The organism is Tabrizicola sp. (genome assembly GCF_016793705.1).
Taxonomy (GTDB): Bacteria; Pseudomonadota; Alphaproteobacteria; order Rhodobacterales; family Rhodobacteraceae; genus Tabrizicola.
The window spans coordinates 20,740-34,382 of the sequence record NZ_JAEULO010000005.1; the positions used below are offsets into that span (position 1 = coordinate 20,740).

Annotated in this window: 14 protein-coding genes; 11 read left to right on the forward strand and 3 right to left on the reverse strand. The window is 67.7% G+C overall.

All coding sequences use genetic code 11. The features are described from left to right. Positions 1 to 19: 19 nt before the first annotated feature. On the reverse strand, positions 20 to 265 hold the full coding sequence (locus tag JNJ68_RS01305; RefSeq protein WP_294978011.1) for a DUF2842 domain-containing protein: 246 nt from the start codon (positions 263 to 265) through the stop codon (positions 20 to 22). Between the two features lie 9 nt (positions 266 to 274). Further along, entirely contained in the window at positions 275 to 1,567 is a 1,293-nt protein-coding gene (locus JNJ68_RS01310) for an adenylosuccinate synthase (protein WP_294978013.1), read from the reverse strand. 122 nt (positions 1,568 to 1,689) lie between these two features. Here JNJ68_RS01310 and arsC point away from each other — a divergent pair, with 122 nt between their 5' ends. Continuing rightward, positions 1,690 to 2,091 (forward strand): arsenate reductase (glutaredoxin), encoded by a 402-nt coding sequence (arsC, locus tag JNJ68_RS01315; RefSeq protein ID WP_294978015.1) that lies wholly within the window; start codon positions 1,690 to 1,692, stop codon positions 2,089 to 2,091. Then, a complete protein-coding gene (locus JNJ68_RS01320; RefSeq protein ID WP_294978016.1) occupies positions 2,088 to 2,786 on the forward strand; it encodes an MIP/aquaporin family protein in 699 nt (232 codons plus the stop codon). The genes arsC and JNJ68_RS01320 overlap by 4 nt, the downstream gene beginning before the upstream one ends. A gap of 80 nt (positions 2,787 to 2,866) precedes the next feature. Here the strand turns inward: JNJ68_RS01320 and JNJ68_RS01325 are convergent, their stop codons facing one another. Beyond that, positions 2,867 to 3,760: a hypothetical protein gene (locus tag JNJ68_RS01325; RefSeq protein ID WP_294978018.1), complete on the reverse strand. Its 894-nt coding sequence runs from the start codon at positions 3,758 to 3,760 to the stop codon at positions 2,867 to 2,869. Between the two features lie 280 nt (positions 3,761 to 4,040). Here JNJ68_RS01325 and JNJ68_RS01330 point away from each other — a divergent pair, with 280 nt between their 5' ends. The 9 genes from JNJ68_RS01330 to JNJ68_RS01370 all read left to right on the forward strand — a co-directional run bounded on the left by JNJ68_RS01330 (position 4,041) and on the right by JNJ68_RS01370 (position 13,640). Continuing rightward, entirely contained in the window at positions 4,041 to 4,436 is a 396-nt protein-coding gene (locus tag JNJ68_RS01330; protein ID WP_294978020.1) for a DUF6524 family protein, read from the forward strand. Between the two features lie 250 nt (positions 4,437 to 4,686). After that, on the forward strand, positions 4,687 to 5,088 hold the full coding sequence (gene secG / locus JNJ68_RS01335) for a preprotein translocase subunit SecG (protein WP_294978022.1): 402 nt from the start codon (positions 4,687 to 4,689) through the stop codon (positions 5,086 to 5,088). A gap of 147 nt (positions 5,089 to 5,235) precedes the next feature. After that, the gene (locus JNJ68_RS01340; protein ID WP_294978024.1) at positions 5,236 to 6,879 is read left to right on the forward strand and encodes a CTP synthase; all 1,644 of its coding nucleotides are present in this window, start codon (positions 5,236 to 5,238) and stop codon (positions 6,877 to 6,879) included. A gap of 227 nt (positions 6,880 to 7,106) precedes the next feature. Further along, positions 7,107 to 7,985: an AraC family transcriptional regulator gene (locus JNJ68_RS01345; RefSeq protein WP_294978026.1), complete on the forward strand. Its 879-nt coding sequence runs from the start codon at positions 7,107 to 7,109 to the stop codon at positions 7,983 to 7,985. A gap of 178 nt (positions 7,986 to 8,163) precedes the next feature. Beyond that, positions 8,164 to 9,192 (forward strand): sugar ABC transporter substrate-binding protein, encoded by a 1,029-nt coding sequence (locus JNJ68_RS01350; protein ID WP_363165176.1) that lies wholly within the window; start codon positions 8,164 to 8,166, stop codon positions 9,190 to 9,192. Between the two features lie 55 nt (positions 9,193 to 9,247). Next, the gene (locus JNJ68_RS01355; protein ID WP_294978030.1) at positions 9,248 to 10,057 is read left to right on the forward strand and encodes an ATP-binding cassette domain-containing protein; all 810 of its coding nucleotides are present in this window, start codon (positions 9,248 to 9,250) and stop codon (positions 10,055 to 10,057) included. Further along, positions 10,054 to 11,289 carry a sugar ABC transporter permease gene (locus JNJ68_RS01360; protein WP_294978032.1) on the forward strand — a complete coding sequence of 412 codons (1,236 nt, stop codon included), beginning with the start codon at positions 10,054 to 10,056 and terminating at the stop codon, positions 11,287 to 11,289. The genes JNJ68_RS01355 and JNJ68_RS01360 overlap by 4 nt, the downstream gene beginning before the upstream one ends. A gap of 10 nt (positions 11,290 to 11,299) precedes the next feature. After that, positions 11,300 to 12,022 (forward strand): SDR family oxidoreductase, encoded by a 723-nt coding sequence (locus tag JNJ68_RS01365; RefSeq protein WP_294978034.1) that lies wholly within the window; start codon positions 11,300 to 11,302, stop codon positions 12,020 to 12,022. Between the two features lies 1 nt (position 12,023). Continuing rightward, complete coding sequence (locus JNJ68_RS01370; protein ID WP_294978036.1) at positions 12,024 to 13,640, forward strand: FGGY-family carbohydrate kinase; 1,617 nt, start codon at positions 12,024 to 12,026, stop codon at positions 13,638 to 13,640. Positions 13,641 to 13,643 lie beyond the last annotated feature (3 nt).

Consider the following 13,643-nt stretch of genomic DNA (forward strand, 5'->3'; position numbering starts at 1 on the left):
GCACGCCCCTGAGGAAGGTTCAGACGGACGGGCCCGCCCCGTCCGTTTTCTTTGCATCCGGGTCGGGCTGGCCGATCCCGCGGAAGATGAAGCGGAACGGGAGCGCCCAGGCGAAGCCGAGACCGAGATAGATCGCCAGTTCCACCAGGACCGAGGGCCGCTCGATCAGCCCGACCAGCGTCACCGCCGCCACGACATAGACGGGCAGCCCGATCAGCAGGATCACCAGCGCCCAGCGCCTGCGGGCCTTGTAGCTCAGCGCCATGGCTTCCCCTCAATCCGCGAAAGGATCGGTCACCAGGATGGTGTCATCCCGCTCGGGCGAGGTGGACAGCAATGCGACCGGGCACTGGATCAGCTCCTCGATCCGGCGGACATATTTGATCGCCGCCCCCGGCAGCTCCGCCCAGCTCCGCGCCCCGGCGGTGGTCTCCGACCAGCCTTCCAGCTCTTCGTAGATCGGCTTGCAGCGCGCCTGTTCGTCGGCGGCAATCGGCAGGTAATCCAGCCGCTCTCCCTCCAGGTCATAGGCCACGCAGATCTTCAGCGTCCTGAACCCGTCCAGCACGTCGAGCTTGGTCAGCGCGATGCCCGAGACGCCGGACGTCGCGCAGGTCTGCCGCACCAGGACCGCATCGAACCAGCCGCAGCGGCGCTTCCTGCCCGTCACCGTGCCGAATTCATGCCCGCGCTCGCCCAGCCGCTGCCCGTCTTCATCGTGCAGCTCCGCCGGGAACGGGCCTTCGCCCACCCGCGTCGTGTAGGCCTTGACGATCCCCAGCACGAAGTCGATGGCCGTCGGCCCCACCCCCGTCCCCGTCGCCGCCTGCCCGGCGATGGTGTTGGACGAGGTCACGTAAGGGTAGGTCCCATAGTCGATGTCCAGGAGCGACCCCTGCGCGCCCTCGAAGAGGATGCGCTTGCCCGCCCGCCGCGCCTCGGTCAACACCTTCCAGACCGGCCCGGCATAGGGCTTCAGCTTCGGCGCGATCTCCAGAAGCTGCGCCTTCAGCGCGCCTGCGTCCACCGGCTCCAGCCCCAGCCCGGCGCGGAGCGCGTTGTGGTGGGTCAGAAGCCGCCCGATCCGCGTGTCCAGCGTCGCCGCGTCGAACAGGTCCGCGACGCGAATGGCCCGGCGGCCGACCTTGTCCTCATAGGCCGGGCCGATGCCGCGGCCGGTGGTGCCGATCTTGGCGACGGAGGTCTGCGTCTCGCGGGCCCGGTCCAGTTCGCCATGGATCGGCAGGATCAGGCTGGCATTCTCGGCCAGCATCAGGTTCTCGGGCGAGACCTCGACCCCCTGCCCGCGCAGCTTCTCGATCTCGGCCACCAGATGCCAGGGGTCCACGACGACGCCATTGCCGATGACGGACAGTTTGCCGCCGCGCACGATGCCGGAGGGCAAGAGCGACAGCTTGTAGACCGTGTTGCCGATCACCAGCGTATGCCCGGCATTGTGCCCGCCCTGGAACCGCGCGATGACATCGGCGCGCTCGGACAGCCAGTCGACCAGCTTGCCCTTGCCCTCATCGCCCCACTGAGCCCCCACGACGACGACGTTGGCCATGCTGCTTCCCCGAGTCTGTGACAAACGAGGCGGGGTATATCGGCAGCCCGTCGCAGGGGAAACCCTTCAAATGCGCCGCGGCCCGTCATAGACCTGTTGCAAATCCGTCCTAGAGGCGAAGCATGGACACGATCATCTACCACAATCCCGCCTGCGGCACCTCGCGCAACACCCTGGCCCTGATCCGGGCCGCCGGGATCGAGCCGGTGATCATCGAATACCTGAAGGCCCCGCCGTCGCGCGACACCATCCGCGACCTCGCCCGGGCGATGGGCCAGCCACTCCGCGCCCTGATCCGGGAAAAGGGCACGCCCTATGCCGACCTCGGCCTTTCCGACCCCGCGCTCACCGACGACCAGCTCCTCGACGCGATCGAGGCACACCCGATCCTCCTGAACCGCCCCATCGTCGTCACGCCCAAGGGCACCCGCCTCTGCCGACCGTCCGAGGCGGTGCTGGACCTTCTGCCCCCGATGACCGGCAGCTTCACCAAGGAAGACGGCGAGGTGGTGCAGCTCGGATGACCCGCGCGCTCGACGTTCGATCCCTCGCCGCCGAGGCCATTGGCACCGCCCTCCTGGTCGCCACCGTCATCGGCTCGGGCATCATGGCCGAGCGGCTCTCGGGCGGCTCGACCGGACTGGCGCTTCTGGCAAACACGCTTGCGACCGGCGCCATCCTCGTGGTGCTGATCTCGACCCTCGGGCCGCTCTCGGGCGCGCATTTCAATCCGGTGGTCAGCCTGGTCATGGTGCTGCGCCGCGCCCTGCCCTGGTCGCAGCTTGCACCCTATGTTGCGGCTCAGCTCATCGGAGGCGCGGCGGGCGCAGTGCTGGCGAACCTGATGTTCGACCTGCCTGCCGTCACGCTGTCGGATACCCTACGGGGCGGCACCGGCCAGCTGGTCTCGGAAGCCGTCGCCACCTTCACCCTGATCGGCGCGATCCTCGGCGGGCTTGCGGTTGCGCCCCAGGCGATCCCCTGGCTTGTCGGCCTGACCATCACCGCCGGCTACTGGTTTACCGCCTCGACCTCCTTCGCGAACCCCGCCGTGACCCTGGCCCGGACGCTCTCGGACAGCTTCGCCGGCATCGCGCCGGCTTCCGTTCCCGGCTTTCTCCTCGCGCAGCTGGCGGGCGGTCTGACAGGCGCGGTTCTCTGGGGCTGGCTCTTCGCCGCGCCTTCATCACAAGGCCGTCGCGACGAAACCATCGTGTGACGGGCCTGCAAGGGAAGCCGATCACCATGGCAGAAGGGGCGCGCCGATGGCACGCCCCTTCGTTTCCGTTGGTGCCGGGATCAGAACGCCGACGTCAGTGCCGCGTTGAACGCCCCGTGCCGCGCGTTCAGCACCGAATCTGCCACGCTGTTCATCGGCAGCATCGGGCCCTTCTTGCCCATGGGCAGGGTCAGACCCAGCCGCAGCGTGTCGATGTCGGTGGTCGCAAGATCGGTCTGCGCGGCCTCCAGCGACAACGTCGCCGAGAAGCCCGTCATCGCGCCCAGATCGTAGCCGATGCCGATGCCCGCCGTGTCGATATCCACCAGCCCCGCCAAGTCGGTCTTCGCGAAGCCGCCGAACAGGATATAGCTGTCGTTCATCACATAGGTCGCGGCCAGACCCTTGAAGTCGATGTCTTCCGCCGGGCCGCCCGCCGACAGTTCCGCCCGCAGGTAGGCCGCGCCCACCTCAAGCCCCGCCACACCGCTGTATCTGGCGGTGATGCCGACATTGTCGATATCAAACGGCAGCGGAATGCTGAGCGAGGTGTTGGCCACGAAGGCCTCCACGTCGAACCCGTTGGCTTCATAGCCAAGCGACAGGCCGTTGGTCTTCAGCGTCACGTCGATCGGGGCGCCGAAGGAAAAGGTCAGCCGGTCGGCAAAAAGCCCGGCCTTCGCGCCGTTCGAGAACTTGTAACCGGCTTCGAGCGCGATGAACTCGGCGTCGATGTCCATCGCCACCCCATCCTGCGACATGCGGCTGGCGCCGACCTCCAGCCCGAAGCTGAACCCGTTGCCGAAATCGGTCTCCATCCGGCCGTCGAGCCCGCGGCTGTCGATCTCGGCGGGGCCGGAATCCTGACGGGTGAAGCTGAGCGTCAGGCCGCCGGTGATCGTCTGCGCCTCAAGCGCGACCGGGGCGACAGGAACGGCCGAAAGCGCCAGAGCAACCAGAATACCACTTTTCATGCGAGCCTCCCTGCGGATGAACTATCCGCTGCAATCCTGCCGAAAGGTTAACGAATTGCCTCTCCGCCTACCATTTCGCGCGCGCCGGAGCCGCGCGAAAAGGCCGCAGATGTTGCAATATATACACACAAGCGCATGGGTGTATACAAGCGGCGACCACTCGCCCAGGTTGTCTGCGTCGATCGGTCACCGCCGCCCGACCGCCCGCCCTTCCAGCATCTGACACTGGACAAGTGCCCGCCGATTTGTCACCGCTGTCGGGGAAGAGGAGGGCAGACGAATGGGTGTATTCTTGCGCTGGCTCGGGGCCTTCGTCCTTCTCGCGGCGATCTTCAACCCGACCTCCTGGAACTATGTCTCCTGGGCGCGCGGCGCCTGGGGCCAGCAGACCCCGCTGATCGTCTTCATCGGCCTGATCCTGGCTGTCATCGCCATGGTCTACCTCGTCGCCACGATGCGCTCGATCGGCATTCTTGGCGCGATCATCATCGCCGCGATCTTCGCCGCGGGCCTTTGGGTCCTGACCGACTGGGGGCTCCTCGGCCTCGACAATTCCGCGCTGAACACCTGGCTCGGCATCCTGGTCCTGTCGCTGATCCTCGGCATCGGCATGAGCTGGTCGATCCTGCGCCAGCGGCTGTCGGGCCAGCAGACCACCGACGAGGTCGATGGCTGAGAGCCACCGAGGGAACGCCTCCGCTCTCCGCAAGGCCGCACCCGCGCTTTCATCCTTGCCCAAATATCCCCGCCGGAGGCGCCCGCCCGCCCCGAGAGGCCAGAGCCCGAAGTCCGGTCCGCGGCAGCGCCGTCCGAGCGGCTCGATGCCGCGAGGACGGCTCGCCCGCGCGGAAAGCCGACCCTTGCGCGCACCCTTGCGCCTCGGCCCCCTTCCGCCTAGATAGGCGCGTCAGCCTTCGGGAAGCCCCATGGAAAACGTCGTCCTCACCATCCACCTGATCCTTGCGCTCCTCCTCATCGGGGTCGTGCTTCTCCAGCGCTCCGAAGGTGGCGGGCTCGGCATCGGCGGGGGCGGCGGCACCATGTCGGCCCGGGGCGCGGCGACGGCGCTGACCAAGCTGACCTGGATCTTCGCCGCAGCCTTCATCGTGACCTCGATCACGCTGACCATCCTGTCGGCCCGCGGCGGCAACACCGGCTCGGTCGTCGATGCCTCGGCCCCCGCTGCCGAGGCTCCGGCCACCGAAGACCCCGCCACGACCGGCGGCGGGCTGGCGGGCACCGACCTGACGCTGCCCGGCCCCAGCAGCGACGCACCCGCCTCGCCGCCCCCGGCGGATGCCCCGGTTGCGCCCCCGGCCAATCCCTGATCCACAACTGCTTGGCTGTCGCCCCGGCCTTGTCCGCATGATCTAGCGGGGGCGTTGCCTATTCGGACGGGAGGCGCTATATCTCGACTCCCGTGGTGCCGCGATTCCACCCCACCCGAATCGCGCTGTTAGACACGGGAGTCCGCCTTGGCGCGTTACATCTTCATCACCGGCGGCGTGGTTTCCTCCCTCGGCAAGGGCCTTGCCTCGGCGGCGCTCGGCGCGCTCCTTCAAGCGCGCGGCTACACCGTGCGCCTGCGCAAGCTCGACCCCTACCTGAACGTCGACCCCGGCACGATGTCGCCCTTCGAACATGGCGAGGTCTTCGTGACCGACGACGGCGCCGAAACCGACCTCGACCTCGGCCATTACGAACGCTTCACCGGCGTCCATGCCCGCCAGACCGACAGCATCTCCTCGGGCCGGATCTATTCCAACGTGCTGGAGAAGGAACGCCGGGGCGACTACCTCGGCAAGACGATCCAGGTCATCCCCCACGTCACCAACGAGATCAAGGACTTCCTGAAGATCGGCGACGACGAGGTCGACTTCATGCTCTGCGAGATCGGCGGCACGGTTGGCGACATCGAGGGCCTCCCGTTCTTCGAGGCGATCCGCCAGTTCATCCACGAACGCCCGCGCGGCCAGTCGATCCTGATGCACCTGACGCTTCTGCCCTACCTCGCGGCGAGCGGAGAGCTGAAGACCAAGCCCACCCAGCACAGCGTCAAGGAACTCCAATCCATCGGCCTCGCCCCTGACGTCCTCGTCTGCCGCAGCGAACACCCGATCCCGGACCGCGAACGCGAGAAGATCGCCCTCTTCTGCAACGTGCGGAAAGAGGCGGTGATCCCCGCCTATGACCTGAAGACCATCTACCAGGCGCCGCTGGCCTATCATCAGGCAGGCCTCGACCAGGCGGTGCTCGACGCCTTCGGCATCACCCCCGCGCCGAAACCCAACCTCGCCCGCTGGGAAGACGTGATGGACCGCATCACCCATCCCGAAGGCGAGGTGCGCGTCGCCATCGTCGGCAAATACACCCAGCTGGAAGATGCCTACAAATCTATCGCCGAAGCCCTGACCCATGGCGGAATGGCGAACCGCACCAAGGTCCGCGCCGAATGGATCGACAGCGAGATCTTCGAACGCGAGGACCCCGCCCCCTGGCTGGAGAACTTCCACGCCATCCTCGTCCCCGGCGGCTTCGGCGAACGGGGGACCGAGGGCAAGATCAAGGCCGCCACCTTCGCCCGCGAGAAGAAGGTGCCTTACCTCGGCATCTGCCTCGGGATGCAGATGGCGGTGATCGAGGCCGCCCGGAACCTTGCGGGCGTCAAGAATGCCGGAAGCGAGGAATTCGACCACGAGAAGGGCGCGAAACGCTTCACCCCGGTGGTCTATCACCTGAAGGAATGGGTGCAGGGCAACCACACCGTCCGGCGCAAGGCCGATGACGCCAAGGGCGGCACCATGCGGCTCGGCGCCTATACCGCCAACCTCAAGGACGGCTCTGCCGTGGCCCGGATCTACGGCACCACGGTGATCGAGGAACGCCACCGCCACCGCTACGAAGTCGACATCCAGTATCGTGACGACCTGGAGAAATGCGGGTTGATCTTCTCCGGCATGTCCCCCGACGGTCGCCTCCCCGAAATCGTCGAGGTCAAGGACCACCCCTGGTTCATCGGCGTCCAGTTCCACCCCGAGCTGAAGTCGAAACCCTTCGCGCCGCATCCGCTGTTTGCCGATTTCGTCCGCGCCGCAGTCGAGGTGTCGCGGCTGGTGTAAGCCGCGACCCTGAAGCCCGGCACGATGGGGTTGCGACCCGCCTGCCCTGCCGCGCAATCATGAATTTTGTGTCATACTGCACCGCAGAAAATCAAAAAAGTATCATGAATCGGTCTGCGCAGTGGTAGCAGCCGCTGATTCTTTGCGGCACTCTTGTCCTTGTGGGCCGTCGCTGCCGCCGACCGTCCATCCCGTGCAGAGGAGCGCGGGCCGTGGGGGAGGATGCGATGCAACCGGATCTCGAAGTCGTCCAGATCGGACAGGGCCAGTCCTTCAAGGCCTGGGAACATGGCTATCCTTTCCACACCGTCCGCTGGCATTTCCACCCCGAGCTTGAGGTCCACCATGTCGTCGCCACGACGGGGCGGTGCTACATCGGCGACCATATCGGCGAATTCGGGCCGGGCCAGCTGGTCCTGACCGGGCCGAACCTGCCGCACAACTGGATCTCGGACGTGCCCGAGGGCGTGGTGATCCCGCTCAGGAACCGGATCGTACAGTTCCCCGAGGCGCTCTTGCACCGGATCGCCGAGCTGTTCCCCGAGACCGGCGGCTTCACCCCGCTTTTCGACCTCAGCCGCCGGGGCGCGCTGTTCACGGAAGGCTGCACCACCCGCGTCGCCCCGATCCTGGCCGAGCTGGTCGATGCCCGCGGCCCCCGCCGCGTGAGCCTTTTCCTCGACCTGCTGGCACACCTTGCCACCGACAGCGGCGCGCGGGCGCTGGCCTCGGACGCCTATCTGCCCGACCCCTCGGGCTTCATGACGGCAGGGGTGAACAAGGCGCTGGCCTTCATCAACGACAACCTGACCGAGGATTTCACCGAAGCCGATCTTGCCGCGACGGCGGGGATGACCGCCTCGGCCTTCTCGCGCAGCTTCCGCCGCCATACGGGCATGGGCGTGGTGGAATATGTCAACCGCCTGCGGATCAATCTCGCCTGCCAGATGCTGATGAACGACACCGGAAAGACCGTGACCGACATCTGCTATGCGGTGGGCTTCAATAACCTGTCCAACTTCAACCGCCAGTTCCTGCGACGAAAGGGAATGCCGCCCAGCCGGTTCCGCGCCCTGCACGAGGACAACCGCCCGCTGGCCGCCTGACCGAAAGACCCAAGCCGAACGACTGGCCGCGCCCGACCCTCCGGTGCGCAGCGTGGCCGGTTTTGCCCGAAGCTTCGGGCAAGCCACGCGCAACCGGGAAACGCCCCGAACGTCCCTGGACGGCCGGGAGAGATTTGCGAACCACCAAGGGAGAGACACCATGACCAAGACCAAACTGATGCTGCTGGCCGGGACGGCGCTTGCGCTGACCTCGGGCACCGGCTTTGCGCAAGAGGCCGCCACCGTGGCCTTCCTGATGCCCGACCAGGCCTCGACCCGCTATGAAGAGCACGACTTCCCCGGCTTCGAGGCCGAGATGAAGAAGCTCTGCGCCGACTGCACGGTGATCTACCAGAACGCCAATGCCGACGTGGCGCTGCAACAGCAGCAGTTCAACTCGGTCCTGGCGCAGGGCGCGAAGGTGATCGTGCTCGATCCGGTGGACAGCTCGGCCGCCGCCGCGCTGGTGACGCTGGCGCAGTCGCAGGGCGTCAAGGTCATCGCCTATGACCGCCCGATCCCGGATGCCCCGGCCGACTACTACGTCTCCTTCGACAACAAGGGCATCGGCCAGGCCATCGCGCAGTCGCTGGTCGACCACCTGAAGGCGACCGGCGTGCCGGACGGCGCGGGGGTCTTGCAGATCAACGGCTCGCCCACCGACGCCGCCGCCGGGCTGATCCGCGATGGCATCGACGCCGCCCTCGACGCCTCGCCCTACAAGACGCTGGCCGAGTTCGACACCCCCGACTGGGCGCCGCCGGAAGCCCAGCAATGGGCGGCGGGCCAGATCACCCGCTTCGGGGCCGAGATCGTCGGCGTCGTCGCCGCGAACGACGGCACCGGCGGCGGCGCAATCGCAGCCTTCAAGGCGGCAGGCGTCGATCCGGTTCCCCCGGTGACGGGCAACGACGCGACCATCGCAGCGCTGCAACTGATCATCTCTGGAGACCAGTACAACACCATCTCGAAACCCTCCGAGATCGTCGCGGCGGCGGCGGCCAACGTGGCGGTGGCCTTCCTGAAGGGCGAAACGCCGGAAGCCAAGACCACGCTCTACAACACGCCGTCCGAGCTTTTCGTCCCGGCGGTGGTCACCGCCGAGAACATCAAGGCGGAAATCTTCGACAAGGGCATCAACAAACCCGAGGAAATCTGCACCGGCGAATATGCCGAAGGCTGCAAGGCCCTGGGGATCACCCAGTAATTTGACCAAGGCCCGGTCCCATCGGGGCCGGGCAACCACATCGGGGGGAGAAGACATGCAGGCACGCGAAAGACTGCCCGCGAAGGGCGAACGCATCCTGTCGCTCAGAGGCGTCTCGAAACGGTTCGGCGCGGTGTCCGCCCTGACCGACATCGAGCTTGACGTCCACGCGGGCGAAGTGGTTGCCCTGGTCGGCGACAACGGCGCGGGGAAATCAACGCTGGTCAAGGTGCTGGCGGGCGTCCACCAGCCGACCGAGGGCGCCATCGAATACATGGGCCGCCCGGTCACGCTGGATACCCCCGCGACGGCGCTGGAGATGGGGATCGCCACCGTCTTCCAGGACCTTGCGCTTTGCGAAAACCTCGACGTGGTTGCGAACCTTTTCCTCGGGCACGAGCTGTCGCCCTGGCGGCTGGACGAGGTGCAGATGGAAGTCCGGGCCTGGACCCTCCTGAAGGAACTCGCCGCCCGCATCCCTTCGGTCCGCGAACCCGTCGCCTCGCTGTCGGGCGGGCAGCGGCAGACCGTCGCCATCGCGCGCTCGCTCCTCCTCGACCCCCGGATCATCATGCTGGACGAACCCACCGCCGCGCTTGGCGTCGCCCAGACCGCCGAGGTCCTGAACCTGATCGAGCGTGTCCGCGACCGGGGCCTTGGCGTCATCATCATCAGTCACAACATGGAAGACGTCCGCGCCGTCGCCGACCGCATCGTCGTCCTGCGCCTCGGCCGCAACAACGGCGTCTTCACCCGCGAGACCTCGCACCAGGACCTCGTCGCCGCCATCACCGGGGCGGCGGAGAACTCCGTCTCTCGTCGTCAGGACCGGCTCGCCGCCGAAGCAGGGGGGACCCCGGCATGACCAACAAACCCACTCTCGACCGCGCCGACGCCCGCGTCCGGCACGACGACAGCCTTAAGGGCGCGCTGAAGGACTTCACCGACCGCCTGCGTTCCGGCGACCTCGGGATGCTGCCGGTGATCGTCAGCCTGATCCTGATTTCCACCGTGTTCTCGATGTTGAACCCGGTATTCCTCGCACCGAACAACCTCGTCAACCTCCTCTTCGACTGCGCGACCGTCGGCGTCATCTCCCTCGGCATCGTCTGCGTGCTGATGCTGGGCGAGATCGACCTCTCCGTCGGTTCGATGTCCGGTCTCGCCTCGGCGATGATCGGCGTCCTCTGGGTCAACGCGGGCGTCTCCCTGCCCCTCGCGATCCTCGCCGCACTCGCCACCGGCGCGCTGATCGGGGCGGTCTATGCCATCCTCTACAACCGCCTCGGCATGCCCAGCTTCGTCTCCACCCTCTCGGGCCTCCTCGCCATCCTCGGGTTGCAGCTCTACATTCTCGGCCCCACCGGCTCGATCAACCTGCCCTTCGCCTCGCCGCTGGTGGGCTTCGGCCAGCTCTGGATCCTGCCCGCCTGGCTCTCCTATCTCCTCGGCCTCCTCCCCGGAGCGGTGATGGTCTGGGTCGGCCTTTCCGTCATGAAGCAGCGCCAGGCCGCAGGCCTCTCCTCGCAACCCCTCACCCGCCTCGTCCTGAAAGCCGCCGCCCTGACCGTGGCGCTGGAAGGCGCGATCTACTACCTGCACCTCGGGCGCGGCGTGCCCATGATGTTCGGCCTCTTCGTCCTTCTGGCCGTGATCCTGAACTACGGCCTTACCCGCACCCAATGGGGCCGGTCCATGTTCGCCGTCGGCGGCAACAAGGAGGCCGCCCGGCGCTCCGGCATCAACGTCCGCCGCATCTACCTGTCGGCCTTCATGCTCTGCTCCACGCTTGCGGCGCTTGGCGGCATCCTCTCGGCCTCGCGCCTCGCTTCCTCCAGCCAGCAGGCCGGGACCGGCGACGTGAACCTGAACGCCATCGCGGCGGCGGTGATCGGCGGGACCAGCCTCTTCGGCGGGCGCGGCAGCGCGTGGTCCGCCGTCCTGGGGATCATCGTGATCCAGGCGATTTCCAACGGGCTGACGCTTTTGAACCTGTCGTCATCCCTGCGTTACATGATCACCGGGGGCGTCCTTGCCGTCGCCGTGATCGTCGACAGCCTGGCCCGCCAGTCGCGCGTCAGCCATGGCCGGGGGTAAGGAGACCGACATGAAACTGACGGGAAAAACGGCCGCGATCACCGGCGCGGCCTCGGGCATCGGCCTCGAATGCGCCCGCGCGATGCTGGCCGAAGGGGCAAGGGTCGTGCTGATCGACCGCGCCGGGGACAGGCTGCAAGCGCTGTGCCAGGAGCTTGGCCCGGAGGCGAGGCCGCTGCAAGTCGACCTCCTCGACGGCGCGCAGGTCAGCGGGATGCTGCCCCGCATCCTGTCGCTCACCGGCCAGCTGGACATCTTCCACGCCAATGCGGGATCTTACGTCGGCGGCCCGGTGCAGGACGGCGACCCCGATGCCTGGGACCGGATGCTCAACCTCAACATCAACGCGGCCTTCCGCTCGATCCATGCGGTGCTCCCCCACATGATCGAGCGGAAGACGGGTGACATCCTGCTGACCTCCTCCATCGCCGGTGTCGTGCCCGTGGTGTGGGAACCGATCTACACCGCCTCGAAATTCGCCGTGCAGGCCTTTGCCCACACCATCCGCCGCCAGCTTGCGCCCCACGGCATCCGGGTGGGCGCGGTCCTGCCCGGCCCGGTGGTGACAGCGCTTCTGGACGACTGGCCCAAGGCGAAGATGGAGGAGGCGCTGGCCAACGGCAGCCTGATGCAGCCCAGCGAGGTGGCCGAGGCCGTCCTCTTCATGCTGACCCGCCGCAAGGGCGTGGTGGTGCGCGACCTGGTGATCCTGCCCAATACGGTGGACCTGTAAGATGCTGATCGGAGTCGATGTCGGAACGGGATCGGCGCGGGCGGGAGTCTTCGACCCCTCCGGGCGGCTTCTGGGCGTGGGCAAGCATCCCGTCACCATGTGGCAGGACGCAGGCGAGATCGTCGAGCAATCCTCCGACCAGATCTGGCAGGCGGTCTGTTCGGCGGTGCGCGAGGCGATGGCGGCCTCTGGCATCGACCCGCAAGCAGTCACTGGCATCGGCTTCGACGCCACCTGCTCTCTCGTCGCCGTGGGGGACCGGGGCCAGGGCATCCCCGTCGGCCCCTCCGGCGACCCGGCGCGCAACGTGATCGTCTGGATGGACCACCGCGCCCAAGCCGAGGCCGAGGAGATCAACGCAGGCGGCCACGCCGTCCTCGCCTATGTCGGCGGCCGCATCTCGCCGGAAATGGAAACGCCAAAGCTCCTCTGGCTCTCCCGCCACCTACCCGACAGCTTCGCCAGCGCCGCGCATTTCTTCGACCTGTCCGACTACCTGACCTGGCGCGCCACCGGTCGGCTGGCGCGGTCCTCCTGCACCGTCACCTGCAAATGGACCTACCTCGCCCACGAAGCCCGCTGGGACGCCGGTTACTTCCGCGCCATCGGCCTTGGCACCTTGGCCGACGAAAGCTTCCGCCGCATCGGGACCGAGGTCGTCCCCCCCGGCACCGCGCTCGGCCCGCTGAACGCGATGGCCGCGCGCGAGCTTGGCCTGCCGGAAAGCGTCACCGTCGCCGCCGCGCTGATCGACGCCCATGCCGGGGGGCTCGGCACCCTTGGCGTCACCCTGCCCGGCGACGTCGACCCCACGCGGCGGCTGGCCTATATCTTCGGCACCTCCGCCTGCTCGATGGCCTCGACGCCCGAGGCCACCCCCGTCCCCGGCGTCTGGGGCCCCTACTTCGACGCTATGCTCCCCGGCCTCTGGCTGAACGAGGGCGGCCAGTCGGCGGCGGGCGCGGCGCTGGACCACCTCGTCCACCTGCACCGCGACGCGGGCACCATCGCCGAGGAGGCCGCACAGCAAGGCCGCAGCCTCATCGCCCATGTCGCCGACCACGCCGCCCGCATGGCGAAGGACCCCCTCGCCGCCATCCGCGCCCTCGAAGACCTCATCGTCGTGCCGGAATTCCTCGGCAACCGCTCGCCCTTCGCCGATCCGCAGGCCCGCGCGGTGATCTCCGGCCTCGGCCTCGACCGCGGGATCGACAGCCTGGCGCGCCTCTACCTTTCCGGCCTGACGGGCATCGGCTACGGTCTCCGCCAGCTCCTCGACGCCTTCACCGACAAGGGCATCACCATCACCACCCTGATCGCCAGCGGCGGCGCCGCGCAAAGCGACCTCGCCTGCCAGATGCTCGCCGACAGCACCGGCCTGCCCGTCGCCTTGCCCGAGGCGCCCGAACCCGTGCTCCTTGGCGCCGCCATGCTGGGCGCGATGGCCAGCGGCACCCACCCCGACGCCGCCGCCGCAATGGCCGCCATGTCCGGCACAGCGCGCCTTTACACCCCGGCGACCGGAGACCTCGCCGCCCTGCACGACAGGCGCTACGCCGCCTTCACCGCCCTGCAACAGGCCGCCCGCGACATTCGCAGGATTCTCGCCACCCCCTGACCG

Bases quoted from the DNA above. Each gene is read 5' to 3' on its own strand.
- JNJ68_RS01305 (WP_294978011.1), bottom strand. From the start codon at position 265: ATGGCGCTGAGCTACAAGGCCCGCAGGCGCTGGGCGCTGGTGATCCTG.
- JNJ68_RS01310 (WP_294978013.1), bottom strand. From the start codon at position 1,567: ATGGCCAACGTCGTCGTCGTGGGGGCTCAGTGGGGCGATGAGGGCAAG.
- arsC (WP_294978015.1), top strand. From the start codon at position 1,690: ATGGACACGATCATCTACCACAATCCCGCCTGCGGCACCTCGCGCAAC.
- JNJ68_RS01320 (WP_294978016.1), top strand. From the start codon at position 2,088: ATGACCCGCGCGCTCGACGTTCGATCCCTCGCCGCCGAGGCCATTGGC.
- JNJ68_RS01325 (WP_294978018.1), bottom strand. From the start codon at position 3,760: ATGAAAAGTGGTATTCTGGTTGCTCTGGCGCTTTCGGCCGTTCCTGTC.
- JNJ68_RS01330 (WP_294978020.1), top strand. From the start codon at position 4,041: ATGGGTGTATTCTTGCGCTGGCTCGGGGCCTTCGTCCTTCTCGCGGCG.
- secG (WP_294978022.1), top strand. From the start codon at position 4,687: ATGGAAAACGTCGTCCTCACCATCCACCTGATCCTTGCGCTCCTCCTC.
- JNJ68_RS01345 (WP_294978026.1), top strand. From the start codon at position 7,107: ATGCAACCGGATCTCGAAGTCGTCCAGATCGGACAGGGCCAGTCCTTC.
- JNJ68_RS01350 (WP_363165176.1), top strand. From the start codon at position 8,164: ATGCTGCTGGCCGGGACGGCGCTTGCGCTGACCTCGGGCACCGGCTTT.
- JNJ68_RS01355 (WP_294978030.1), top strand. From the start codon at position 9,248: ATGCAGGCACGCGAAAGACTGCCCGCGAAGGGCGAACGCATCCTGTCG.
- JNJ68_RS01360 (WP_294978032.1), top strand. From the start codon at position 10,054: ATGACCAACAAACCCACTCTCGACCGCGCCGACGCCCGCGTCCGGCAC.
- JNJ68_RS01365 (WP_294978034.1), top strand. From the start codon at position 11,300: ATGAAACTGACGGGAAAAACGGCCGCGATCACCGGCGCGGCCTCGGGC.
- JNJ68_RS01370 (WP_294978036.1), top strand. From the start codon at position 12,024: ATGCTGATCGGAGTCGATGTCGGAACGGGATCGGCGCGGGCGGGAGTC.